Annotated in this window: 18 protein-coding genes; 7 read left to right on the top strand and 11 right to left on the bottom strand. The window is 63.4% G+C overall.

Annotated features, from left to right (window positions below; translation table 11 throughout):
- Positions 1–8 precede the first annotated feature (8 nt).
- Genes xylF through xylA form a run of 3 tightly spaced genes read right to left on the bottom strand, consistent with a single transcriptional unit; the run spans position 9 to position 3,872 of the window.
- Complete coding sequence (gene xylF, locus BM338_RS19220) at positions 9–1,016, bottom strand: D-xylose ABC transporter substrate-binding protein (protein WP_090453882.1); 1,008 nt, start codon at positions 1,014–1,016, stop codon at positions 9–11.
- Positions 1,013–2,548 carry a xylulokinase gene (xylB, locus tag BM338_RS19215; RefSeq protein WP_090453880.1) on the bottom strand — a complete coding sequence of 512 codons (1,536 nt, stop codon included), beginning with the start codon at positions 2,546–2,548 and terminating at the stop codon, positions 1,013–1,015. The genes xylF and xylB overlap by 4 nt, the downstream gene beginning before the upstream one ends.
- A gap of 7 nt (positions 2,549–2,555) precedes the next feature.
- Positions 2,556–3,872, bottom strand: a complete 1,317-nt coding sequence (gene xylA, locus BM338_RS19210; RefSeq protein WP_090453877.1) for a xylose isomerase — start codon at positions 3,870–3,872, stop codon at positions 2,556–2,558.
- Between the two features lie 179 nt (positions 3,873–4,051).
- On the opposite strand from xylA, the gene BM338_RS19205 reads away from it, so the two are divergent.
- The gene (locus BM338_RS19205; protein WP_090453875.1) at positions 4,052–5,218 is read left to right on the top strand and encodes a XylR family transcriptional regulator; all 1,167 of its coding nucleotides are present in this window, start codon (positions 4,052–4,054) and stop codon (positions 5,216–5,218) included.
- A gap of 660 nt (positions 5,219–5,878) precedes the next feature.
- On the opposite strand, the gene BM338_RS19200 is transcribed toward BM338_RS19205, so the two are convergent.
- The 6 genes from BM338_RS19200 to dmeF all read right to left on the bottom strand — a co-directional run bounded on the left by BM338_RS19200 (position 5,879) and on the right by dmeF (position 19,657).
- Positions 5,879–8,746, bottom strand: coding sequence for a TIM-barrel domain-containing protein (locus tag BM338_RS19200; RefSeq protein ID WP_090453873.1), 2,868 nt, complete (start codon positions 8,744–8,746; stop codon positions 5,879–5,881).
- Positions 8,743–11,268, bottom strand: a complete 2,526-nt coding sequence (locus tag BM338_RS19195; RefSeq protein WP_090453870.1) for a glycoside hydrolase family 3 C-terminal domain-containing protein — start codon at positions 11,266–11,268, stop codon at positions 8,743–8,745. Before BM338_RS19195 ends, BM338_RS19200 begins: the two co-directional genes overlap by 4 nt.
- A gap of 8 nt (positions 11,269–11,276) precedes the next feature.
- The gene (locus BM338_RS19190; protein WP_255367382.1) at positions 11,277–12,932 is read right to left on the bottom strand and encodes a GH35 family beta-galactosidase; all 1,656 of its coding nucleotides are present in this window, start codon (positions 12,930–12,932) and stop codon (positions 11,277–11,279) included.
- Positions 12,929–15,121, bottom strand: coding sequence for a beta propeller repeat protein (locus BM338_RS19185; RefSeq protein WP_090453868.1), 2,193 nt, complete (start codon positions 15,119–15,121; stop codon positions 12,929–12,931). Before BM338_RS19185 ends, BM338_RS19190 begins: the two co-directional genes overlap by 4 nt.
- A gap of 234 nt (positions 15,122–15,355) precedes the next feature.
- Positions 15,356–18,235 (bottom strand): TonB-dependent receptor, encoded by a 2,880-nt coding sequence (locus tag BM338_RS19180; protein WP_255367395.1) that lies wholly within the window; start codon positions 18,233–18,235, stop codon positions 15,356–15,358.
- 444 nt (positions 18,236–18,679) lie between these two features.
- Positions 18,680–19,657 carry a CDF family Co(II)/Ni(II) efflux transporter DmeF gene (gene dmeF, locus BM338_RS19175; RefSeq protein ID WP_090453866.1) on the bottom strand — a complete coding sequence of 326 codons (978 nt, stop codon included), beginning with the start codon at positions 19,655–19,657 and terminating at the stop codon, positions 18,680–18,682.
- A 56-nt stretch (positions 19,658–19,713) separates the two neighbouring features.
- Between dmeF and BM338_RS19170 the strand changes: the two genes are divergently transcribed.
- Positions 19,714–19,977 carry a metal/formaldehyde-sensitive transcriptional repressor gene (locus BM338_RS19170; RefSeq protein ID WP_090453864.1) on the top strand — a complete coding sequence of 88 codons (264 nt, stop codon included), beginning with the start codon at positions 19,714–19,716 and terminating at the stop codon, positions 19,975–19,977.
- 85 nt (positions 19,978–20,062) lie between these two features.
- Positions 20,063–20,359, top strand: a complete 297-nt coding sequence (locus BM338_RS19165; RefSeq protein WP_090453861.1) for a hypothetical protein — start codon at positions 20,063–20,065, stop codon at positions 20,357–20,359.
- 432 nt (positions 20,360–20,791) lie between these two features.
- On the opposite strand, the gene BM338_RS19160 is transcribed toward BM338_RS19165, so the two are convergent.
- Complete coding sequence (locus tag BM338_RS19160; RefSeq protein ID WP_090453859.1) at positions 20,792–21,166, bottom strand: hypothetical protein; 375 nt, start codon at positions 21,164–21,166, stop codon at positions 20,792–20,794.
- A gap of 252 nt (positions 21,167–21,418) precedes the next feature.
- Between BM338_RS19160 and BM338_RS19155 the strand changes: the two genes are divergently transcribed.
- The 3 genes from BM338_RS19155 to BM338_RS19145 all read left to right on the top strand — a co-directional run bounded on the left by BM338_RS19155 (position 21,419) and on the right by BM338_RS19145 (position 23,977).
- A complete protein-coding gene (locus tag BM338_RS19155; protein WP_143109348.1) occupies positions 21,419–22,432 on the top strand; it encodes an SGNH/GDSL hydrolase family protein in 1,014 nt (337 codons plus the stop codon).
- A gap of 131 nt (positions 22,433–22,563) precedes the next feature.
- Positions 22,564–23,418 carry an alpha/beta fold hydrolase gene (locus tag BM338_RS19150; RefSeq protein WP_090453855.1) on the top strand — a complete coding sequence of 285 codons (855 nt, stop codon included), beginning with the start codon at positions 22,564–22,566 and terminating at the stop codon, positions 23,416–23,418.
- A gap of 91 nt (positions 23,419–23,509) precedes the next feature.
- On the top strand, positions 23,510–23,977 hold the full coding sequence (locus tag BM338_RS19145; RefSeq protein WP_090453852.1) for a DUF6491 family protein: 468 nt from the start codon (positions 23,510–23,512) through the stop codon (positions 23,975–23,977).
- A gap of 77 nt (positions 23,978–24,054) precedes the next feature.
- On the opposite strand, the gene BM338_RS19140 is transcribed toward BM338_RS19145, so the two are convergent.
- A complete protein-coding gene (locus tag BM338_RS19140; RefSeq protein WP_090453848.1) occupies positions 24,055–24,396 on the bottom strand; it encodes a zinc ribbon domain-containing protein YjdM in 342 nt (113 codons plus the stop codon).
- A gap of 102 nt (positions 24,397–24,498) precedes the next feature.
- Here BM338_RS19140 and BM338_RS19135 point away from each other — a divergent pair, with 102 nt between their 5' ends.
- A complete protein-coding gene (locus BM338_RS19135) occupies positions 24,499–24,765 on the top strand; it encodes a GIY-YIG nuclease family protein (RefSeq protein ID WP_090453846.1) in 267 nt (88 codons plus the stop codon).
- The last annotated feature ends 64 nt before the right edge of the window (positions 24,766–24,829 follow it).

The following is a 24,829-nucleotide window of genomic DNA, read 5'->3' as shown; positions in this document are numbered from 1 at the left end:
CCCTGCCCTTACTTGCCGTAGATCTGGGCGTGGGTATAGAAACCGTCGGTGATCACGGTATCGACGTTCTGCTTGGTCAGCAGGGTCGGCGTGAGCAGGATGGTGTCCACGTCCTTCTTGCCGTTATTCATCTTGCCGGTGAAGCCCGCTTTGTCGCCACGCACCAGCGACACCGACAACTGCGCCGCCTGCCCCGCCAGCAGCTTGATCGGCTTGTACACGGTCATCGCCTGCGTACCGGCCACCACGCGCTTCACGCCGGCAAGGTCGGCATCCTGACCCGACACCGGCACCTTGCCCGCCAGCTTCTGCGCGGCCAGCGCCTGGATCGCGCCGCCAGCGATGCCGTCATTGGAAGCGACCACGCCCTGAATGTTGTTGCCGTTGGCGGTCAGCGCGTCTTCCACGATGCGCATCGCCTTGGAGGCATCCCACTCCGGCGTCCACTGCTGGCCGACGATCTTCACCGCACCGTTGGCGATCACCGGCTGCAGCACCTTCATCTGGCCTTCGCGGATCAGCTTGGCGTTGTTATCGGTGGGCGCGCCGCCAAGCAGAAAGTAGTTGCCCTTGGGCGCGGCGTTCAAAACACCCTGCGCCTGCAGCTCGCCAACCTTCTCGTTGTCGAAGGAGATATACGCATCCACATCGGCGCCCAGGATCAGGCGGTCGTAGGACACCACCTTGATGCCGCTGCGCCTCGCCTCGGCGATCACATTGCCCAGCACCTTGGAGTTGAACGGCACGATCACCAGCACGTCGACGCCGCGCGAGATCAGGTTCTCGATCTGCGCCACCTGCCGTTCTTCGCTGGCATCGGCGGACTGCACATAGACCTTGGCGCCCAGCGCGCCGGCGGCCGCGACAAAGTAGTCGCGGTCGCGCGCCCAGCGCTCAATGCGCAGGTCGTCGATCGAAAAGCCGATCACCGGCTTGTCCTTGCTGGCATGTGCGGCCGGCACCATCGCGGCCAGCAACAGCGCCGGCAGCAGCGCCCGCGCGAACAGATTCTTCATGAGCTTCCCTCATTGTGACTGGCGGCAGAGCGCCCGGCCGGTGATCCGTCACGGCCGCTCGCTCCCGAGTACAGCGGTTGCAGTTGCCGGTACAGCTGGCGGAATAGCGGCTGGCGGCGTTCGCGATAATAGGCATGCCGCGCGGGATTTGGCTCGCGCACCGCAACAAGCGGTGGCATGGCGCACACTTCGGCGAGCGACGCGCCCGGTTCCGCCGCCAGTCGCGCCGACCGTGCCGCGCCCAATGCAGCACCCACATCGCCGCCACTGCGCAGGGTCAGCGGCCGGCCGATGATGTCGGCCAGCATCTGCGTCCAGTACGCACTGCGCGAACCGCCACCGATTACCGTGATGTCATTCGCATGCAGGCCAGCGGCATCTACCGCTTCAATACCGTCGAGCAGGCCAAGGCCCACACCTTCTAGTGTCGCGTTCGCCAGATCGGCCGCGCTGCTATCCGCGCGCAGTCCGCTGAATGCACCGCAGGCATGCACGTCGTTGTGCGGTGTGCGCTCGCCGGTGAGGTAAGGCAGGAACACCGGGCCGTCATCGCGACCGCTACTGCGCTCGGCTTCGGCCAGCATCGCGACAACACTGGGGCGGCCGGTCAACCGTGAGGTGAAATCAAGACAGCTGGCGGCATTGAGCATCACCGACATCAGATGCCAGGTGCCTGGTACGGCATGACAGAAACTGTGCACAGCCTGTTCCGGCCGCGAGAGAAACCCGTCCGACACCGCGAAATACACACCCGAAGTGCCCAGCGAAAGCATCGCCTGACCATGACCGATGATGCCGACGCCGACCGCACCCGCCGCGTTGTCGCCGCCACCGGCGGCCACCGGCACGCGGTCCATATTCCAGCGCGCCGCAAGTTCGGGCAGCAGCCGGCCGGTCGCTTCGGTACCTTCATGCAGGCGCGGCATGTTTTCCACCGACAGACCACAGGCATCGAGCATCGGCTGGCTCCAGCGGCGCCGCGGCACATCCAGCCATAGCGTGCCCGCCGCGTCCGACATATCGGTGGCGTAGTCGCCGGTGAGCCAGAGACGCAGGTAATCCTTGGGCAGCAGCACCTTGGCGACCTGATCGAAAATGCGCGGTTCGTGCTCACGCACCCAGGCCAGCTTGGGCGCAGTGAAACCCGGCATGGCGAGGTTGCCGGTGATGCCGCGGAAACCGGGAACGCGCTCCAGCTCGCGACACTGCGCATCGCTGCGCCCGTCGTTCCACAGGATCGCCGGACGCAGCACTCGATCATTCCTGTCCAGCAGGGTCGCACCGTGCATCTGCCCGCTAAGACCGATCGCCGCCACTTGTCGCGACGAGATACCTTCCGCCGCCGCGGCTGCGAGCAATTGCTCGACGGTAGACAGCGCGGCCGCCCACCATGCGGCCGGATCCTGCTCCGACCAGCGCAGTTGCGGATGCGATAGCGAGAGATGGTGCGAAGCCATCGCCCGCACCTTCCCTGCCTCATCGATCAAAACCGCTTTGACGGCCGACGTGCCCAGATCCAGGCCGAGGAACATCACCCGCTCAACCGTAGATAAAGCGGTTGACCAGATTCTCCAGCCATTCCTGCCGGCCGGAGATGTGCGACGGACGTAGATCGCGCCGGGCCGCCTCTTCCGTCAGCGTCTGCAGATTGAAGCCGCCATCCAGGATCTGTTTGCCGAACGCGCCATCCCAGCCGGCATAGCGCGCGGCCTTGAACTCCGCCAGCAGATCGCGCTCGATCATGCCCGCGGCGCGATCCAGTGCCAGCGCCAACGCATCCATCGCGCCGATATGGCCGTGGAACAGATCCGCCGCATCGCTGCTCTGGCGGCGCACCTTGGTGTCGAAATTGAAACCGCCGGTGGTGAAACCACCGTGGCGCAAGATCTCGTACGTCACCAGGGTCAGCTCTTCCACGCTGTTCGGGAACTGATCGGTGTCCCAGCCGTTCTGCGGATCGCCGCGGTTGGCGTCGATGCTGCCGAAGATGCCCAGCGAGATCGCGGTAGCCACTTCGTGATGGAACGAATGCCCGGCCAGCGTGGCGTGGTTCGCCTCCAGGTTGACCTTGACCTCGTTCTCCAGGCCAAACTCCTTGAGGAAGCTGTACACCGTGGCGCTGTCGTAGTCGTACTGGTGCTTGGTCGGCTCCTGTGGCTTTGGCTCGATCAGCAAGGTGCCGTTGAAGCCGATGCGGTGTTTGTGCTCCACCACCATCTGGAAGAAGCGGCCGAGCTGCGCGCGTTCGCGGCTCAGATCGGTATTGAGCAAGGTGTCGTAACCCTCGCGACCGCCCCACAACACATAGTTGGCGCCGCCCAGCCGCTTGGTCGCGCCCATCGCGTGAAACACCTGGCTGGCCGCATACGCAAATACTTCCGGTTGCGGGTTGCTGGCCGCGCCAGCCGCGTAGCGCGGATGGCTGAACAGGTTGGCCGTACCCCACAGCAACTTCATGCCGGTCTCGGCTTGCTTGGCTTCCAGCACATCCACCATCGTGGCGAAGTTGCGTGCGTAATCGGCGAGGTTGTCGCCCTCCGGTGCCACGTCGGTGTCGTGGAACGTGTAGAAAGGCGCACCCAGGCGGGCAAAGAAATCAAACGCCGCATCGGCCTTCACCCGAGCCTGGCGCATGGGGTCGCCAGCTTCTTGCCAGGGGCGCTGAAAGGTGCCGCTGCCGAACATGTCCGCACCCGGCCACACAAAGCTGTGCCAATAACACACCGCCAGGCGCAGATGCTCGTCCATGCGCTTGCCAAGCACCAGGCGGGATGGGTCGTAATGGCGGAATGCGAGGGAATCGGCAGCGTCGGCGCCGGCGTAGCGGATCGGCGCCACGTGATCGAAGTAGGTCATCAAACAAGCCTCCTGAATGCCCTGGATGCTGCAGTCGGGCCTATCGGGGCGCAATTGCGAAATCCGCCATCGCCTTGGTTATTTTTCCCTGTCGCGATGCGTCATGCCTGATGCCTGCGTAACTGGTAGCGTCGGAACTTCACGGCAACCGCCGTTAGTTACAGCCAGTGGTACGCCCCATGTCGCCGCATCGCATCGCCCTGCTGTTCAACGCCAATAAGGTCTATGACCGCCAGGTCATCTCCGGCATCGGTCAATACCTCAAATCTACCCGCGTCGAATGGGACCTCTTCATGGAAGAGGATTTCCGCTGCCGCACGCTGGGCATCCAGCACTGGCGCGGCGACGGCATCATCGCCGACTTCGACGACCCCGCCGTAGCTGAGACGCTTACCCATCTGCCCATGCCGGTGGTCGCGGTGGGCGGCTCTTACGCCGACGACAGCCAGTACCCGCCCAACACACCGTATGTCGCTACCGACAACACCAAGCTGGTGCGCCTCGCCTACGACCATCTGATCGCCCAGGGTCTACAGCGCTTCGCCTTCTACGGCCTGCCGCCCTCACCCGGCAACCGCTGGGCGCACGAACGCGAAACCGCCTTCCTGCAGATGATCGATGCGGACGGCCTGGAAGGCATGGTCTACCGCGGCTCGCCCACCAGCGCGGGTGGCTGGGGCCGCGCGCAGGAGGATATGGCGGCGTGGGTGAAATCGCTGCCCAAGCCGATCGGTGTCATCGCCGTTACCGATGCCCGCGCACGCCAATTGCTGCAGGCCTGTGTAGTCGCCGATGTGCCGGTTCCCGAACAGATCGCCGTGGTCGGCATCGACAACGACCCGATGGCTCAGCTGCTCAGCCGCATCCCGCTGACGTCAGTCACGCAGGGCGCCGAAGAGATGGGCCGCATGGCCGCGCAGGTGTTGCACCAGATGCTGCACGGTGGCGATTGCACCAACACGCGCGTGCTGGTGCCGCCGGTGGGTATCAACGTGCAGGCCAGCAGCCTGCATCAGCCGATGCGCAGCCCGCATGTGATGCGTGCGCGGCATTACATCCGGCAATACGCCTGCCTGGGCATCAAGACTGAGCAGGTGGCGGACTATGTGGGGATTTCGCGCACGTTGCTTGAGGAGCATTTCAAGCGCGAGTTGAAGCAGACGGTGCATCAGACGATTTTGGAGCACAAACTGGAGATGGCGCGCGCGATGCTGAAGGACAGTTCGATTCCTCTGGCTGATGTCGCGGTGCGGTGTGGGTTTACGTCGTTGCAGTATATGTATGCGGTGTTTCGGCGGGAGTTTAATTGCACGCCGCGGCAGTTTTTGGGGATGGCCCGCGCTTAGCGCTTTGCTCCCTATCCCTTCGGGAAGGGGGTTCGGTCTTGCGACTCTCCTGCCTACTCCGTCATTCCGGCGTAGGCCGGAGGAGCTCTTCAACAGCGAAGCTGGTCATCCAGTGGCGTTGTCGGTCGGTTGTCGCGTCTGCGTATTCTAGCTCGCCTGCGGCGGGCTTTCGTCCTCCTGCCGGAGGCCGAGTCACTTTTCTTTGCTTGCCCACGCACCCGCAGGAGCGGGTGCGAACAGCGCAGCTGGCCCGAAGGGCGGAGGGCATGGATGCCCGGAGTCAAGAAAAGTAACCAAAAGAAAAGGCACCCCTCTTACGCACCCTCCGGCTACGCCTGCGGGTCCGTGAGGCTTGGCCGGGCTTTTCGACAGGACATCCATGTCCTGTCGAAAAGGCATCGGCATCCGTGCCGATGCCCCCTTCGGGGCCTGATCGTCCAACCCTCACCGCTCCACAGGGGACCCGTCACGGGCTCGCTTACGCATCGCCTAGCAAGAGCAGAAAAGCGGTGCTCCCTCTCCCCTCCGGGGAGAGGGTTGGGGTGAGGGGCGGGTGCTCGGAACAGCGCCGCTACGGAACGTCTGTAGGAGCGCACCCTGTGCGCGATTCACGCAGGCAGGGCGATCGGAAACCGCGATGGGTTCCTACAAATAGCGTTGCTACTTGGTCTTCAACGCCACTTTCTGCTCTGCTCCGTCGTACTCAACGTTGATATCGCCACTCGCATCATTGCCATCGGCATTCGGCTTACCACCCTCGATCCACCGAATCACAAACTTCCGCTTCGCCGGCGCCCCACTCCCATCGCCTTCGCGCTTACCCAAGGTCAGCGTGCTGCTGCTTTCGTCATAGCTGAGCGGTATGCGCGAGTAGTGCCCCTTCTCGTAGCCGTAGTTGGTGCCTTCGTCTTCGTAGAGGGAGAACTGGCCATTGCCACCGCTGTAGATGAGCAGGGTGATGGGTGCGTCGGGTTGTTGGCCGGTGTATTGGATGGCGAGGCCGGTCGGTACGATGGCGCCGGCGCGGACGAACAGGGGCATGCGTTCCGGTGGTGCGTCGGCGGTGATGGTAGTGCCGCCGTCGTAGCGGTGGCCGCTGTGGAAGTCGTACCAGGCGGTGCCTGCGGGCAGGTAGACCTGGCGGGAGGTGGCGCGGTATTCGGTGACGGGGGCGACGAGGAAGGCGGGGCCGAAGAGGTATTCGTCGTTGATGTTGTGCACGTTGGCGTCGCCGGGGAAGTCCATCGGCAGGCCGCGCATGATGCTGCCGTCTTTCCAGTAGGTGTCGCCGGCGAGGGTGTAGATGTACGGCATGAGGCGATAGCGCAGGCGGTCGTAGTAGGCGAGCGCTTCGTACAGGGGCGTGCCGGGTGACGCGAGGTTGTAGATCTCGCGGTATGGCAATTGCCCGTGCGAGCGGAACAGCGGGCTGAAGGTGCCGAACTGGAACCAGCGCAAGTTGAGTTCGCGCCACTCGGCGAGATCGGCCGCGGTGGGGGTGGCGGTCTCGTAGCGTTTCTCCAGGGCGAAGCCGCCGATGTCGGTGGTCCAGTTGGGAATGCCGGACATGGAGAAGTTGATGCCGGCGGAAATCTGGTCGTGCAGATTGCTCCAGCGCGAGACGACGTCGCCGCTCCATGTCGCCGCGGCGTTGCGCTGCTGGCCGGCGAAGGCTGAGCGGGTCAGGATGAACACGCGGCGATCCGGATTGTTTTCGCGCGAGCCCTCATACACGCCAGTGGTGTGCATCAGCGGGTACGAGTTGAAGAACGCGGCGCCAGGGCCAAGTGCGGTCGGGCCCATGCGCAGCTTCCGCTCGGCGATGTCGACATTGGAATGGATATCAGGCTCGGAGGCGTCGAGCCACCAGCCGTCCATACCCAGCACACCGAGTTTGTCGTGGATCTGCCTCCAGTAGATCTGGCGCGCTTCCTTCGCATACGGATCGTAGAACGAATTCAGATAGCCCTTGCCAATCCAGTCCAGCTCACCCTGCTCCACGTTGCGGCGGTAGATGTAGCCCTTGGCGTCGAGTTCCTGGTAGTTCTTGGTGGTGGGATAGAACTTGGGCCACACCGAGATCATCAGCTGCATGTGCATCGCGTGCAGCTGGTCGAGCATGCCCTTGGGGTTGGGGAAACGCGCGGCGTCGAAGTCGTGCGAGCCCCAGGCGGCCTCGGGCCAGTAGCTCCAGTCTTCCACGATGTTGTCGATGGGCAGGCCCAGTTCGCGGTAGCGCTTGGCGGTATCGAGAATCTCGGCTTGCGTCTTGTAGCGTTCGCGGCTCTGCCAGAAACCGTAGGCCCAGCGCGGCAGCATGATGGCCTTGCCGGTGATCGCGCGATAGCCGGCAATGACCTGGTCGAGGTTGTCGCCCGCGACAAAGTAATAATCCACCGCATGCCCCAGCTCGGAGAACAGCGACAGCTCGCTCTGCTCGCCGCCCGTCAGCGGATCGAGATGCAGCAAGGTGAGGTAACCGCTGTCAGGCTCCCATTCGATGCGCAGACTGTGGCGGCTGCCTGCTTCCATCGGTAGGCGCAGGTTGTGGTACCAAGGATTCCAGTTCTGCCGCCAGTCGTCGTACACCGGCTTGCCGTCGAGAAAGACCTTGGCGTAACTGCTCGAATACAAGCGGAACTTGTGCTCGCCCGACACCGTCGGTTCGATGCTGCCTTCCCACACCACCTTGCTGGTGGTCTTGGCCGGCGACTCGGCGGGCCACTGTTTGAGATCCTTGATGTACTGGTAGTCCGGCTGCGTCTCGACGCGCTTCAGCTTGAGCGCATCACCCACGTAATAGCTCGCGGTAAGGCCGCCCTGCTTCCCTTCGGCGTCGTACACCTTGAGCGACTGACTCAGCGGCTGGTACTCGCGCGGATCGCCGAAACGGGTGATCGAGTTGTTGTCCCACAGCAGGCCGTAGTTGCGCGACGACACCACGAACGGAATACCTACGTCGATGTTGTGCTGGGCCAGTTCCACATCCTCGCCCTTGTAGTTCATCTGGCGATTCTGGTGCTGGCCCAGACCGTAGAACGCCTCGTCATCCGGCGAGTCGAAGCGCTGGCGGATCGCGTAGAACGGCTTGCCGTCGACCATGGTCGGCTCGAAGCTGCGTCCACCCGCGCGCTCGGCCAGCACCGGCTTGCCGGCGGCATCGAAGAAATGCACCGCGCCGTCGCGCAGCGACACCTGCGCGGACAGCTTCGCGGTCTTCAACGTCACCGCGTCTGCGCTTTCGCTGAAGGTGAAGCGCGTATCGCCACCGCTCTTCAGCGCCATCAGGCTGAATGGCAGATCGAAGTTGCCGTCGGGTGTGGCGGTGACATGCACGATGCGCTCGTCCACCAATTGCAGGCGCACCTTCTGCGGTGAACCGTCGAGGCGCACGATCACGCCGTCATCCAGCTTCTGCGCATGACTGCCGGCGGCCGCGCCTTCGGTGGAAGGCGACTTACCACAGCCCGCCAGTACGGCGAGCGCGACGGCACATAGCGGAAAGCACTTCAGCGTCGGATGGATCATGGCTGTTTCCCAAGCGTGAAATCGGCGGTAAGCGGGGTACGGTCGGAGGCATTGCCGACATAGATGCGGAAGCGGCCCGGGTCGACCTTCCAGCCGTGGCCTTTCACGTCGTAATAAGCGAACGCGCGGCGATCCAGAGTGAGCGTGACGTGCTGCGTCTGGCCAGGCGTCAGCCGCACTTTGCTGAAGGCCTTCAGCTCCATCGCTGGGCGCGGCACGGCGGCGGACGGATCACCCACATAGACCTGCGCCACTTCGGCGCCTTCACGCGCGCCGCTGTTGCGCACGTCGAACGACACCGTCACCGGTCCATCCGTGGTCGGCCTGGCCGGCGACAGTGTGAGGTTGCTGAAATCGAAGCGCGTATACGAAAGCCCATGGCCGAATGCGAACAGCGGCTGCGTCTGGTGCGGATGGCTGGTGTACCAGCGATAGCCCAGGAACACGCCTTCGCCATAACGCACCGTTGGCTGCCCGGACGCGCCTTTGGTCGCATCATAGAAATCGTGCGTGGGGTTGTCCTGCCAGCGATGCTCGAAGCTGATCGGCAACTTGCCTTCCGGCGAACGCTTGCCGAACAGCACCTCGGCAATGGCCTCGCCGCCCTCGTCGCCCGGATACCAGTTCTGAATCAGCGCCGGCACTTTGTCCAGCCAGCGATCGGTGGCGTACGCGCCGCCGGAGGTCACGGTGACGACGGTGCGTTTGTTGGCCGCTGCCACGGCTTCGATCAATGCTTCCTGCCCCCATGGCAGATCGAAGCTGCGATCGAAGGCTTCACTCTCCGAGGTAGCGTCGTAACCCACCGCGACCACGGCGGCATCAGCCATCGCCGCCATCTTGCGCGCGTCTTCCGGAATCATTTCGTCCACCGCGATGGCGCCCAAGCTCATGCGGCTGTAGCTGACGTCGGGGCGGTAGTCGAGCCGCACTTCCACTGCCTTGCCGGCCTGCAGCGACACTTCGGTGTAGTGCGGTGCCTGGCCTTCGCGCAGCGGCTGCTCGATCGCTGGCTTGCCATCGAGGTACAGCGTGTAAGTGTCATTGCTCGCCGCGGCGGTGAGGAACAGGTACTTGCCAGTCGTGCGCGGCACATAGCGGCCGCTCCAGCGAATGCTCTGGCGCTCGATGGCCGGTGTGGTCCACAGCTCCGGCTTCCACTGATCGACCTTGCCGTTCACCGTGCGATCGATCGGCTTGCCGGCGAAATCCGGATTGCCGAAAGTTTCGCGCAGCAGGCCGCCATGACCCTCGTCAGTAGTGAATCCTTCCTTCTTGAATACCTCATCGGTGCTCGGCAGGCCGCGGCTGTACAGCACCCGCACTTTTTCGCCGGCTTGATCCACCACGCCGGTGAGAATGCTCGCGGTGCGGAACGCATCGATATGTGAACTGCCGCCCGCGCTGCCGGCACCGGGATGCGCGGCCGGGCCGATCACCGCGATGGTCTTCATGCGGTTGGCGTCAAACGGCAGGGTGTCGTGCTCGTTCTTCAACAACACCAGCGCTTCGCGCGCGGAATCCAGCGCCACCTGTTGGGCCTCACGGCCGAGCAGCGGCATGCCGTAATCGCGCGACGCACGGTCGAGGAAGCCGAAACGCACCGCTGTACGCAGCAGGCGCCGCGTCTTGTCGTCGAGGTCGTCGCGCGACAGCATGCCGTTGCGCAGGCCATCCAGGATCAGCCCCGGCTTCATCGCTTCGGGCGCGGGCATTTCCAGATCCAGGCCGGCCTTGAAGGCCTTGATGCCGTCGTGTGTGGCGCCCCAGTCGGACATGAAGAGACCGTTGAAGCCCCACTCCTGTTTCAGGATGCCGTGACTGATGCCGCGGTTCTCGGCGAGATAATCCCCATTGACCAGGTTGTAGCTGCTCATCACCGCGCCCACCTGCCCTTCCTTCACCGCCATCTCGAACGCCGGCAAATAGATTTCGCGCAGGGTGCGTTCGTCGATCAGCGTGTCGAGGTGGCGGCGGTCGTACTCCGAGTTATTGGCCGCGAAGTGTTTGACGGTGGCGACCACACCTTGCCCTTGCACACCGCGAATCAACCCCACCGCGATCTTGCCCGCGAGATACGGATCTTCGCCGTAGTACTCCATGCCGCGGCCGTTCTGTGGCGCGCGATACATATTTACGCCGGGGCCAAGCAGGAAACCCACGCCGCGCGCCCGCGCATCGCGCCCCATCGAATCACCCACGCGCTTGGCCAGTGCCGGATCCCAGCTCGCGGCCAGGCCGATACCGGCAGCGTAGGCGTTGGAGGGCCCTGGCGCACGCACGCCAATGGGGCCATCGGACATGCCGATGCGTGGCAGGCCAATCGCCGGAATGTCCCGTGTAGAAAAATTGTCCACGCCGCCCAACAGCGCCACCTTCTGTTCCAGCGTGAGTTTGCCGAGCAGGCTTTCCACGCGTTGCTCCACCCTGACATCGTTCGGTGGCGGCAGCGCGAAATCGGCGGCTTGAGTGACGGTGGATACGGACGCCAATAGCGCCCATGCGAGCAAGGTCTTGCGCATGAAGTTCCTTAAGAACCGGTTCTCAACGTGGCCAGCTTCACCCGCAGCACCTGCGGCTGGCCGGTGAAATTCAAACCGTAGTCGGTCTGGTCGCCGTTCCACAGGCGACGGAAGATCCAGCGGCCATGGTCGTAATGGCCCTCTTCGACACGATCGAGCAGAAAGTGGATGTCCTTGCGTTCGCGGCCCGGAAAAAAATTCACGCGCACGTTGCGGCCGGTCACCAGATATTCGTCGGGACCGAGGCGGGCGATCAGCACGCCACCGTCGAGCTCCGCATTGCCTTGCGGCGGCTCCACACCGAACTGCAACTGGCCATAGCCGAGATGCACCTGCCAGTCGCCGAGATCCAGTGTCTGTTCGTGCGTGGCTTCCGGCTCGGCCGCGCCCCATAGCTGATTGGCGTAACCAGCGGCGGCGATCTCGCTGGCCATCGGCGCCAGCACGCGATAGTTGGCCGCGAATGCATCGAGCGTGGCGTCGTCGAGCTTGCGTGCGCCCAGCGGGTAATTCGCGTAACCGCTGTAGTCCATGCCGAAGGGTGAGAAGCCGATGGCGCGATGGCCGAGCGCGGCGTACAGGTAGCGCGCATAGACCTTGTCGTTGCCGGTCTCGGCGACCAACAGCGGATTGTCCTTGCGCGCGTAGCGCTCCAGCACGGCGGTGTATCGCGGGTAATCGCGCAGATAGATGTCGGGCGCCAGCAGATCCAGCGCGGGTGCCGCGGCTTTCCAAACATGCAGCACGTTGTCAGTAGGCCCACCGCTGGCATAGCCACCGGGAAGGCCGGGCTTGAACGGATCGCGCAGCGCCGCGTTGACGTACATTGGCAGCGGATACACCGCCTTGCCTGCAGCGGCGACCTGGCCGATGTAGTGCGCCACCGACCATGCCTGGAAATACTCAGCCGCATCCACGCCAAACACCTGGCTCCAGCTGCCTGCCGCCTTGCCGCTCGCCTGCAGCAGCGGCTCCGGCACCTTGCCGGCGAACAGCGCGTCCGCAGTGGGCGAGTGATCGCGGTCGGTGCCGTAGGTGCCGGACTCGTTCTCCACCTGCACCATGATGACGGTGTGCTGCTCGCCATCGAGCGCACGCAAATGCGTCATTAGCTGTACGAAGGCCTTGCGATCCGCCTCCAGCGTGGCCGCGGCATGCGGCGACAGCGAACCAAGCTGCTTGCCCTCGCGGCTGATCATGCGCGGAAAGCGGCGGTTATCCAGCTTCACCCACGACGGCGCATAGGCCGGCCCGTTGTTCTTCCAGGTGGCGAACCACAACAACACCAGCCGCACGCGATGCTCGCGCGCCTGCGCCACCAAAGTGTCAAGAAAACTGAAATCGAACTGCCCTTCCTTCGACTCGATCTGCTCCCACGCGATCGGCACCTGCACCGTATTGGCCTGCATCCGCTCGATCGCCGGCCACACCTCGCCGAGCATGTCCGGCCAGTTGCTGGAGTTGTTCACCTGCGCACCGAGGATCAGATACGGCTTGCCATCCACGAATAGCGCATGGCGGCCGTTATCGCTAACGACCTTCGGCAGCTCAGCCGCGAATACGGAACCCGTGAACACACAGGCGCACGCCGCGAGCAGCGCGCGCCGGATAAACGATAAGCGCATGGACAGTCCCTGGCCGAAAAAAGGTTTGATGGATTTCATGGGGACGCCTCTGCAGCCGGCTCGCCGTAGAAAATCCCACGCCCGCTGGTAGCAAAGTAAAAGCGGCCGAACACGCGCGGATCGCCAGTGAGATGACTGATGCGGCCATAGCGGTGATCCGCATCGTCGATACGCTGCCAGCTCTCGCCATCGTCGGCGGAACGGAAGATGCCCTGCGCACCATGCAGGCGACCGGCTACGAACAAAGTGGGTGCGCTTCGACCCGGCGTCGCTTTACCGAAGCCGAAAGCATCGACACCGGTCAGCCCGGGCAACCGCTTGATGACACGACCGGTGTCGTCACCGCGCAGCAGTTCGCCCTCGCGACTGGCGACATACAACTCACTGGCCCTATCCGGCGCGGCCTGCACGCGCATCTGCCCCCGCCCCTTCGCCGCCGCGCCAAGCTCGCCGCCGATGTCGGCGAAATGTGCGCCACCATCGCGGCTTGCGGCAAGGGCACCGGAGTTATGGTCGTAGGCATAGAAACGTTTCGGATCTACTCGGTCCGCCAGCACGCGCATGCCCGCGCCCAGCCCTTCCGCCACTTGCCAGTGCTGGCCGATATCGCGGGTGAGGTAAACATGCTGCGCTCGATTCGGCGCCCATAACACCGTGCCGCCGTCGGCCGCGATAGCGATGCTGCCCGCGCCCTGCCCCTCCGGCGGCTCGCTGGCGAACGCTTTCCACTGCTTGCCGCCATCCTGCGACCACGCGGCGCGGACCGCGGCGCCGAACGGCTTGCGCAGGTAGCCGCTGCGCACGATCAACGCCGGCCTCGCTGCGGCATAGTCGATGCTCTCGCTATTGGCGTAACGCGGCGGCGCGGCGAATTGCAACTGGGCCGTATCCAGATCGTCGTGGCGATACCCATCCAGATCGCCGAGCGCGCTGAGCAGGTGCGCACCTTCCGGCGGACTGATCAGACCCAGCGCCACTGTTTCCTCCAGCCCCTGGTCCTGGAACGTCCAGTGCACTGTGCCGCCGCGATCGGACGCAGTCATATCGCGCGACGACCAGATGCCGTAGCCGGTGACGAACATCACGTGATCCGCATCGAACGGATCGATGGCGATGGAGGCCAGCCAATGCGGCGTGTGCTCGCGCGTCCATACCGTGGTGCCGTGATCGAATTCAGAGTGCGGAAACACGGCACGCCAGTGAGCGCCGCCGTCGGTGCTGCGGAACAGTTCATCGTGCGGTGTGTAGCGCGAAAAAGTGGCTGCCATCACCACCTTTGGATCGCGGGGATCGACAGCTACTGCGCCCCAGCCAAAGCCTTGAGTGTCCTGCGCTGTGCGCGGCATCGGCGTCACGTCGGTCCAGCGCTGTGCGGCAGGCTCATATTTCCATACCGAGCCGGCATGCATAGCATCGGGGCCGGGCTCGTCGCCGTAGCTCAGGTAATAACTGCCGTCACCGGCGCGCACCATATGGTTGGGACGCAAGCCCGCCGGCTGGCCCGGCACGGCTTTCCAGCTGCGCCCGCCATCATTGGAGCGGAACAGGCTGGTCTCGCGGGTGGACACGCTCGCATAAAGCGTCGGCGTCGGCTTGCCCGGCTTACCGCTGGCGGGCTCGAACACCACGAACACGATGCCGATGGCCTGGCGCCGCCAGCTGTTTTCCGCGCTCGCCGCGGGCGATGTCGCCACAGCGGGGAAGCTGTCTATCCGGGCCCAGTGCGCGCCGCGATCGTCGCTGCGCCACAACCCAGCGCTGCGCGAACCGAAGAACAGCACGCGGCCATCGTGGGGGTCCACGGCCAGCCGCTCGCCATTGCCGCGCCCCAGCTCATTGCCGCCCAGCTTGAACGGCATGTCCGCACGTTCGAAATGTTTGCCGCGATCGACAGAGCGCAGGATCGCGCCGTTGCCGGCGATTTCCGTGGTGTAGGTGCCCCCGGCCAGATAGACGCGCTCCGGATCGCCGGGATCGACCGCGAAACTGTCGATCCCCAGCAGGTTCTCGTCCTTCGCTTCGATCCAGTCCGTTACCGACACCCATTGCGCCGACGAACGATCCCAGCGATAGGCCCCGCCAACATCGGTGCGCGCGTAGTACAGGCCGCGTTCCAGCGGATGGAACAGAAGTCCGCTGACAAAACCGCCACCACCGATGCGCACGCTGGCATAGCGGTAGGCGATGGTGTCGTTTGCGTGGACGGCAACGGCGATGCATAGCAGCATCGCGGCGAGTGCCAGTCTCCATGCGCAGAGCCCCTTTCCCTTCGGGAGAGGGGTTGGGGTGAGGGTTCGGGCGGAGCGCGGTAGTGAGTACATGTTCAATGTCTTCACCATCGCACTTCGCCCGAACCCTCACCCGCTGCGACCCGAAAGTAGTCCCTGTGGGACCGGCACCCTCTCCCGAAGGGAGAGGGATTTGTTGTGGGGCCTTCGTCATTCACGACGGCGCTATCACCATCAGAACGTTGCACGCATCACCAGCTCGTAGCGGCGATCGTTGATGAACCAGCCGCGGGTATACAGGCGGTGATCGACCGTGCCGTCGGCATAGCTGGTCGGCCCCATCAACACCTTGGTGGTGGCGTTGGTGAGGTTGTTGGTCTGCAGGCCGATCTGCACGTTCTTGTTGATGCGATAGAACACCGAGCCATCGAGCTGGCCAAAGTCATCCGCCCAGGTCGGCAGGTGCGTGGCCGCATCGCTGGTGGTGAGCAGGTAGCGCGAGCGCCAGTTCCAGGCAAGCCGCACCGACCATGGTCCCTGTTCGTACATGCCGACCAGGTTGTAGCTGCGCTTGGACAAACCTTCCAGCGGAAGGGTGACGCCGGTGACGGTGGTGTTGAAGTAGGGATCGGTCGCCGTGTTGGTGCCGCCCTTGCTGTCGACATAGGTGAAGTTGGCCTGCGCGCCGAAACCCTTCAGCCAGCCCGGCAGGAAGTCGAAGAACTGCGAGTAGCCGAATTCGCCGCCGCGGATCCTGCCCTTGCCCATGTTGTACGGACGCGTCACCTCGAACGGCTGGCCGTTGTATGTCTCGGTGCGCGTCTGGCTGGAGATGTAGTCGCGCACATCCTTGTAGAACAGCGTGGTGTACAGCTGGCCGGCCGGCGCGAAATACCACTCCAGCGCGGTGTCGTACTGGTTGGCGCGCATCGGCTTGAGCGACGGATTGCCAGCCGTACCATTCCATTTGGTGACGGCGGTGTTGTCCGCATTGAGTGTCGCGCTCATGTTCAGGAACGGCTGCAGCTGGGTGAAGTCGGGACGGCTCATCGCCTTGGATGCGGCCAGGCGCCACTGCAGGTTGTCGGTAAATTTGAAGCGCAGGTTGAAGCTGGGCAAGGCATTCTTGTAATGGCCACGGCCCGTCAGCGGGAAGTACGCGCCGTTGTAGATAGCCTTGAGGCTATCGGCCACGCCGCTGGTGGTCAGGTCGGGATACTGGCCAAAACCATTGGCATCCACGTCCGTGCGCACCAGGCGGACACCGATGTTGCCGTCCACCGGCACACCAAGCGCCTCATCGTTGCCGAAGTACAGCACGCCATAGACGCTCTTGGTCTTCTCGCTCTGATCGTTGATGTCCTGCTTGCGATACATGTCACGCGGACTCCAGCCCCACGGCACGCCCACCGAGTGCAATTGCTGGTAGGCGTAGTGGTAGTTGCTCACCAGGGCATAGCTGGGAAAGTAAAGCTGCGAGGGAAGCTTGGCGTTGCCGCGGAAGAAGTTTGAGTATGCATACAGTGTGGAAAGATTTGGCAGGTAGTTGGCCAGATCCGCGAACCCGCTTGGCGTATTGATCTGGGCCCAAGTGTCTGTGACCACGCCCCAGTTGTAGCCGTTGCTTTTGTTCAGCTCGCTACGGCTGGTAGCGCGCGCGCCGAATTTCACGTAGCGCAGCCACTTGTTGTCCTCGAAGTTGTATTCGAGATCCAGCCGCAGGGCGCGCTCGATGCCCTTGTTTTTCTCATGGTGGTCCATCGCCGCGTTCCAGAAATAGTTCGCCGGATTGAGCGCGTAAGACGAAGGGTTGACCGTGACGACAGGCTTGGCGCCGTTGGGTGCGCTCAGCGTGATGCCCGGCAGGTAGGTCGCGTCGAAAGCGGTGAAGTCCAGCGTCTGGCTGGTGGACTTGATGAACTGCGCATCCGCGTACAACACCATCTGGTCGCTGATGTTGTACTTAAGGCTGTTGGACCAGTCGGTGGTGATCGTGCGCTGGGTGGAGTAGCGGCGGTCAGCGCCGAAGCGCACGGTCGGCTGTCCAGCGCTGTTCGTGCCGGTCTGCAGCGCGCCGCTTTGGAACACGCCGTTGCTGTCGTAGTTGAACGTGCCGCCGTTGGCCGGCACCACGTTGTTGCTGCTGTCGCCGAAAAGGCCGCCGAACTCGTCCCAGTGCATGCGGTAGTCCGAGCGCAACACCTGGCTGGTCAGCTCCAGGTTCTTGGTCGGGCGCCATTGCAGCGCACCGGCCAGGCCGATACGGCGGCGCTGGAAGTCCAGCGAGCGCCAGTCCGAACCACCCGGCACGTAGACGCTGCTGAAGTTGGTTCCTTTCAGCACGGCGGCATCGCTGCGCTTGACGTAGGGCTCCATCTGGATGCCGTCCGAGCGCGTGGCCAGCTCGGAGTACGCCACATCGAACAGCGCGCCAAACTCACCGTGGTTCTCGGTCTTCCACACATTGCTGTAGAGGAATGACATCGACGGCTTGCTCTTCTTGGCGAAGTCGCCCTCGTTGACGCCGCCGGTAAAGCCGATCACGCGGCCCGGTGCATCGAACGGCAGGCGCGTGCGCAGATTCACCGTGCCGCCGACGCCGCCTTCAATGATTTCGGCCGACGGATTCTTGTACACGTCCACGCCAGCCATCAGCTCGGCCGGCACATCCTCGAAGCTCAGGCCGCGGCCGGAGTTGGCGCTGAACACGTCGCGGCCATTCAGCTCGCTGCGCACCTGGGTCATGCCGCGGATCATCACGCCGCTGCCTTCGGCGGAGAAATGATCCGGGTCGTTGCGTGCCATGAAGTGATCGATGGTGACGCCGCTGATGCGCTGCAGGGTCTCGGTGACGCTGCGGTCGGGCAGCGCGCCGATATCCACGGCGGTGACCGAGTCGATGATCTGGTCGGCGTTCTGCTTCAACTGCTGGGCCGACTGCAGGCTGGCGCGCACGCCGGTGACGGTGACGCCGGTGAGATTCTGCACCGGCTTCTCAGCCTCGCCCTGTTTCTTCTTGGTCTTGGTCTTGGCCGCGCTATCCGCCGGGGCAGCCGAATGGGCGCCGCCGTTGCCTGCATCCGTCTGCTGCGCATACGCCGCCGGCCCGTACATCAAGGCCAGGCCCATCGCCACCGCAACGGCCAGGCGCGCGCCGGAAAACTGCTGCTGCGCCCCGAACGGGTGACACGAAGCCCCGCCATGCACTCTTTCGATCATGGTCAATACACTCCCGGCAAATTTTTATGAGCGGTGGACGGCGTCCACCGGCTTCACTGGCCGATCCGGCTCCCCGATCCGGTGGCTGGGTCCTACGACTCCTTCAGCCATGACCGACCTATGACAGGGCGCATGCTGAGGTGCGGGACTGTGGCGCACAATTGCGAAATTAGGGGTTGGGGGTAATGTTTCTTCATTTGCGTTCGCCACATCGGGGGGCCGCCCGCCCGCGCCGGATCGGCTCGCCGATACCTCGCAAACGTCGGCGCAGCAAGGATTTCGGCAGTAAGAACGTCGGGAAAAACGCGTCGCGATGCGCCGATTAAGAAGCAGGCAGGATTATCGGTTGCCGCTTTCGCGCTGAAAGAAAGCCATGGGCAAACTTCCAGCGTCGGCGATTTCCACGGTGATGTGAACCAGCTCCTCATGTACCGCCAGGCGCCCGCGCACCGCCGCGGCAGTCAGCGGCTGCGCGCTGACCAACCCGAGAATACAGGCGAAGCGCCCTTTGCCGACCCGCCATACGTGCAGGTCGCTCACCGCGGCGTACGGGAAATGCTCTTCGACGACCTCGCGGATCTCCTGTACCACCGGCGCATCCATCTCCGCATCCAACAGGATCCTGCCGGACTGTTTGAGCAGGCTGATGGCCCAGTTGGCGACCAGGAATGCGCCGACGATACCCATTACCGGATCCAGCCAACTCGCGCCGACATACTTGCCGCCCAGCAACGCCGCGATAGCCAGCACCGAGGTCGCCGCATCGGCGATCACGTGCAGATAGGCCGAGCGCAGATTGATGTCGTGATGATGATGTCCATGGGCATGATCGTGCGAATGACCGTGTTCGTGGCCGTGATGCCCATCCTTCAGCAGCCACGCGCACAGCAGGTTCACGCCCAGGCCGATGGTCGCGATCACGATCGCTTCGTTGTAGTGAATAGGGCTGGGTGCAAACAGCCGCTCCACCGACTGGAACAACATCAGCGCCGCTACCACGCCAAGCAGTAAGGCGCTGCTGTAGCCGCCAAGCACTTCGATTTTCCAGGTACCGAAAGCGAAGCGGCCATCGTGGGCTAGTTTGCGCGCCAGTGCGTACGCACCCAACGACAATCCAAGCGCCAGCGCGTGCGAACTCATATGCCAGCCGTCGGCCAGCAAGGCCATGGAGTTCAGCAGGTAGCCGCCGGTGATCTCGACCACCATCATCACCGCGGTGATCACCGCAGCACGCAGCGTGTTCTTCTCCGCGAGCGGATTGCCATCGTTGAACTGATGGGAATGCAGGTAGGACGAGGTATCGGGTGCAGTGCTCATGGCGCCAAGGGTTTAGTATACCCCCCCATACTATATCGATACGCCCGGAGCAGGCCATGGCCCACATCGCGCAGAACAAGAAACCGCTGATTTCCCGTGTGCGCCGCATCAGTGGCCAAGTCGCTTCGCTGGAGCGCGCCATCGAAGCCGACGACGACTGCGGCGTGATCCTGCAGCAGGTGGCCTCGATCCGCGGCGCCGTGCAGGGATTGATGCTGCAGTTGATGGAGGGCCACCTGAAGGAACACGTCGCTCCCCAGGATGCGCGCAGCGATGAGCTGGAACCGGTGCTCGCGGTGCTGCGGGCTTATCTGCGCTGAGACTTAACTTCACGATCAGGCGATCTACACGCCGCCGGGCGCAGGCTTTGCGATTACAGCGGGGTCATCCACGAGGGAGATCGCCATGAGCAGCTCATATACGCGGCGCCTGTCACTGCTGGCCGCCCTGGGATTCGCATTGGCCGTTGGCGGTGCGGCGGCGCAGAACTATCCGCCGCAGGAGAAGATGGGCGGCATGCGCACCAACGTGCAGGGCCTGCATACGATGCCGGCGACGGTGACGGCGACTGATCCGAAGTCGGGGACGGTGGATGTCACGGCGGGGGGAATGGCGTTGCGGGTGCATTTTCCGCCTCCGGCGATGGCGGAGTTGAAGGCTGGGGATCAGATTACGTTGCATATGGGGTTTAGTAAGCCTTGAGGCTTTGACTCTCTTCCCACGGGGGCTGAGGTGAGAGGCCGTCCCTTGCGACACCCTTCCCTACTTCGTCATTCCGGCGAAGGCCGGAATCCAGTGGCGTTGTCGCTCGGCTTTAGCGACTGCGTGCCCTGGCTCGCCTGCCGCGGGCTTTCGAACCGCTGCCGCGGTCCGAGTCACTTTCTCTTTGCTGGCCCAAAGAGAAAGTAACCAAAGAGAAATGGCCTGAGAGCAGGCGATGTGCTTTGTAGCTACACCTTTTCCAGTGTCAGACGTCGGGATGGCGTTCTTCTCAGCCTGATCGTCCAACCCTCATCGCTGCGCCAACCTCTTGCTCCCTCCCCTGCTCGCAGGGGAGGGATGGGGAGGGGTGTGGGTGCTCGGGATGACGCTTCTATACTTGGCGCGCTTTTTTTAACGCACCACTTCCGCGAATCACCTCACATGCACCCAATGCACGTGAATCCCGTTCACCTTGTCTTCCTCGCGATACCCTTCGCGCCCTTCCACCACAGTGCCCCACACACTGCGCACGCCGGTAGGCGTGGGGCGGTCGATGCGGACGTGTTCGTTGGGTGGAATGAGGAAGTTGGTTTCGAGAACCAGGGCCTGGTCGCGCTCCCATACCAGTACGGCGTGGCGGCCGCCGCTGGCGCCCCAGCCGACATGGACCTGTACGTCTTGCGGCGAGAAGGTGCCGCGGTTGTCGAGTTTCCAGTTCTCGGACCGGCGCAGCAACGCTTCCAGATCCGGATCGCTCCAGTTGACGCGGTTGGCGGACCATTTCGAGTGCGACTTGTGAAAGGTCATGTGGCGAGACACCTTGCAGGGGAGACAACGGGCGCCTGGTTTCGCGACAAGCGAAAGCATGACGCCCCGCCGGACACGATAGTGCCCCTACTGGGGGTCGAATGCCATTGAAAGAAAAATAAGCGCACCTGGGGTATTTATCGGCCGTTTGCGCGGACGCTTGAGTGCGCCTCAGGCCTACACACCACATTCACGGAATACATTCATACCGCGCGTTAGCGTGCCGACTCTTGCGCCCATCGGGAGCTGGCCATGCATAGCCCTATGTGGAAGGCATTCTCCCTGCGCCGGCCAGTCCGGCAGCACTCGCTCTTCCTGCTAGCCCTCGCCGCACTCGCCTTGTCAGGCGCAGCGCCGCGCACGAGTGAAGCCGGCAAAGCGCACGACACCGTCACGCAGATTTTCGCGTTTGGCGACAGCTATACCGACAACGGCGTCAAGCTGAATCTGAGTGCCAAGGCGGTGGCCGCGGGTGTTCCAAATGCGGTGGTGATGCCCAATCCCAAGCTGTATTACCAGGGGCGCTATTCCAATGGCCCAGTGGCTGTCGAGGATCTTGCCGATAAGCTGCATGTGAAGTTGACCGACTATGCCGTTGGCGGCGCCATGTCTGGCGATCAGAATTACGAGTCCTGGATGGACGACTACACCGCCACCGGCCTCCAGGCCCAGGTCGCCAGTTTCCGGCACGACCTGGGTGGCCTCCGCGCTGATCCGCATGCGCTCTACGTCGTGGCGATTTCCGCCAACGACTATTTCAAGTTCGTCGACTTCGCCCAGCCGGGCACGCTGCTTGTTGGCACGCAGACACCGGCCACCATTCAGGACATGGCCGACCGCGCCGCGGAAAACACCGCGCTGGCCGTGCACCGCCTCGCCAAACTGGGTGCACGCCGCTTTCTGGTCTCCGAGTCGTTCGATCTGAAAGGCCTGCCATACATTCTCTCCGCCGGCCAGTCCAACATCGCCGATGCCTTCGCCACGCGCTACAACGCGCGCTTGCAGGAAACGCTGCATGCGACCGAAGTCACCGATGGGCTGTCGATCCGCCTGTTCGACTGGGGCGGCAAGACGCGGGAGATCATCGACAACGCCGCGCGCTACGGCATCACCAACACCACCGACGCCTGCGAAGTCACCTTTCCAGTGCCGCAGCCTGCGTGCGCCACGCCAGACGCCTATCTGTTCTGGGACGAGTACCACCCATCGCGCCGCGCGCATCAGATTCTCGCCGGCATGATGGAGCAGCTGGTACGGCATGGGTGATCGCCGCGCCGGTGGGGTGTCGATCCGCGGCACGCCCGTTCGTCTTCTATATAGGGCGGCATCCAGCATGCCTGCCTGCAGCACCGCGATCGCCACATTGCACACGCTCGCGCATTCACGGAGGAACCGCCATGCCAGTCCATACCCTGCCCGCCGCCAGCAACGGATATCTGAAACTCAACGGTGTCGATTACTACTACGAAGTCCACGGCCAGGGTGAACCCCTGCTGCTGTTGCACGGCGGACTCGGCACCGGCGACATGTTCAGCCCCGTGCTGCCAGCACTCATAGGACAGCGACAGGTAATTACGGTGGACCTGCAAGGCCACGGCCGCAGTTCGCTCGGCCACCGACCGATCCGTTGCGAAGCGATCGCCGACGACATGGCTGTGCTGCTGAACAAACTCGGCCATGTACAGGCCGATGTGCTGGGCTATTCCTTCGGCGGCAGCGTGGCGCTTCGCCTGGCCGTGCAGCATCCGGAACAGGTGCGCCGGCTAGCGCTGGTTTCCACCCCGTATGCGGACGACAGCTGGTATCCGGAAATACGCACGCAACAGGTCATGCTTTCCGCCGAAGCCGCACCGATGATGAAAAACACACCGATGTATCAGGCCTACGCGGCGGTAGCGCCGCACGTAGAAGACTTCCCACGCCTGCTCGACGCCATGGGCGACTGGATCCGCCAGCCTTATGACTGGTCCGCCGACGTCGCCAAACTGCCGATGCCGGTGATGCTGATCTTCGGCGACGGCGACATGATCCGCCTGGAACATCAGACCCGCTTCTACCAACTGCTCGGCGGCGGCCTCAAAGATGCCGGCTGGCAGCGCGAACATATGCCCCGCAATCGCCTCGCGATCCTGCCGGACCTCACCCATTACGATATTTTCGCGTCACCGCGGATGGTGGAAACGGCGGTGCCGTTCTTGAATGGGCACAGCGGTGTGACGCGTTGGGCGGAGCAGCAGAAAGCTTCCAACTGAGCCATACCCCACGCCCCGGCGCACTTGCTGGCTTCCATCGCGAAAGCGCAGACTCCGGCGTATCAACCGCCGTCATGCCAAAGGAGTGTGTATGAAAGCAAGCAAGCTTGGATTCGCCGCCTTCTCGCTCACGCTTGCCATGGGTGTTGCCCATGCGCGCGAAGAAGATGGAATCGCCGCACGGCTGGCCTCGCTGCGGAGTCAGGCGGGCGATCCCGTTGCCTCGCTGGCGATCAACGATCGCAATGCATCGTGGGAAGCCCTGAGCAATCAGGATTTGTTGGTCCACTCGCAGAACGACAACCAGACCTGGTTGCTCCACACCAGCCTCTGCCCCGGTCTGGCCAGCGTGAAAGATATCTTGGTGACCTATGCCCAGGACGCCCGCATCTATGTAGGCACGGACTACTTGAAGCGTATGAATGAAGCTGGCGGACGTTGCCAGATACTGGAGGCGCGCCCTGTCGCCAACGTACAAGTACAAGGCGTGCGCGGCTCCCTCTTCACCGGCCCCCGCGGCACGCACGAAAGCGATCTGCCCTCCTCCAAGGCACCGTGATCTTCAGGACGTAGATCTGTAGGAGCGCACCCCCGGATCAAGTCCGGGGTGCGCTCCTACAGAAAGAAAGCGTGGGGTCACGCTTTCTTGAGAAAACACACCTTCAGCACCAGCCCCTTGATCTTGTCCGAGTTGCCTTCGATGTGTTCGGCGTCGCCGTCCACCAGGCGGATGTTGCGGATCATGGTGCCCTGCTTGAGCGGGATCGAAGAGCCTTTCACCTTCAGGTCTTTGATCACTACCACCGAGTCGCCGCTGTTGAGGACGTTGCCGTTGACGTCGCGCACCACCGCGCCCTCTTCCGTCGACGCAGCAGCCACCATCGGCCATTCGTGGCCGCAGTCGGCGCAGACGTAGTTATCGCCGTCGGGGTAGGTGTTTTCCATGCCGCACTGCGGACAAGCGGGGATATCGGACATCGACGGGGCCTGCGGACTGAGTGAACCCGGAATTATAACCGCCCGCTTGCGTGCCGGCTTGGCTACCATCCGCAGCCATTGCCGCTATCACTGCGTAGAACCGTGCCGACCAACGACCGTCCCTGGTGCCTGTATTTGATCGAATGCCGCGATGGGTCGTTCTATGCCGGGATCACCAATGATCTCGACGCGCGCTATGAAGCGCATGTTGCGGGGCGTGGCGCGCGGTATACGCGCTCGCATCCGCCGTTGCGGTTGATCGGGTCGAGGACTTATATCGATCGCGCGGCGGCGTCGCGCGCGGAGTGGGAGATCAAGCAGTTGCCGAAGGGAAAGAAAGTCGCGTATTTGCTGGAGGCTGAGGCTTAGGTAGTAGCGCCCTTACCCCCTCCCCTGCTTGCAGGGGAGGGTTGGGGAGGGGTGAGTACTTGAG

The organism is Dyella sp. OK004 (genome assembly GCF_900114495.1).
Lineage (GTDB): Bacteria > Pseudomonadota > Gammaproteobacteria > Xanthomonadales > Rhodanobacteraceae > Dyella_D.
The sequence above is the reverse complement of the archived record's forward strand: the minus strand, read 5'-3'. Positions and strand labels throughout refer to the sequence as shown.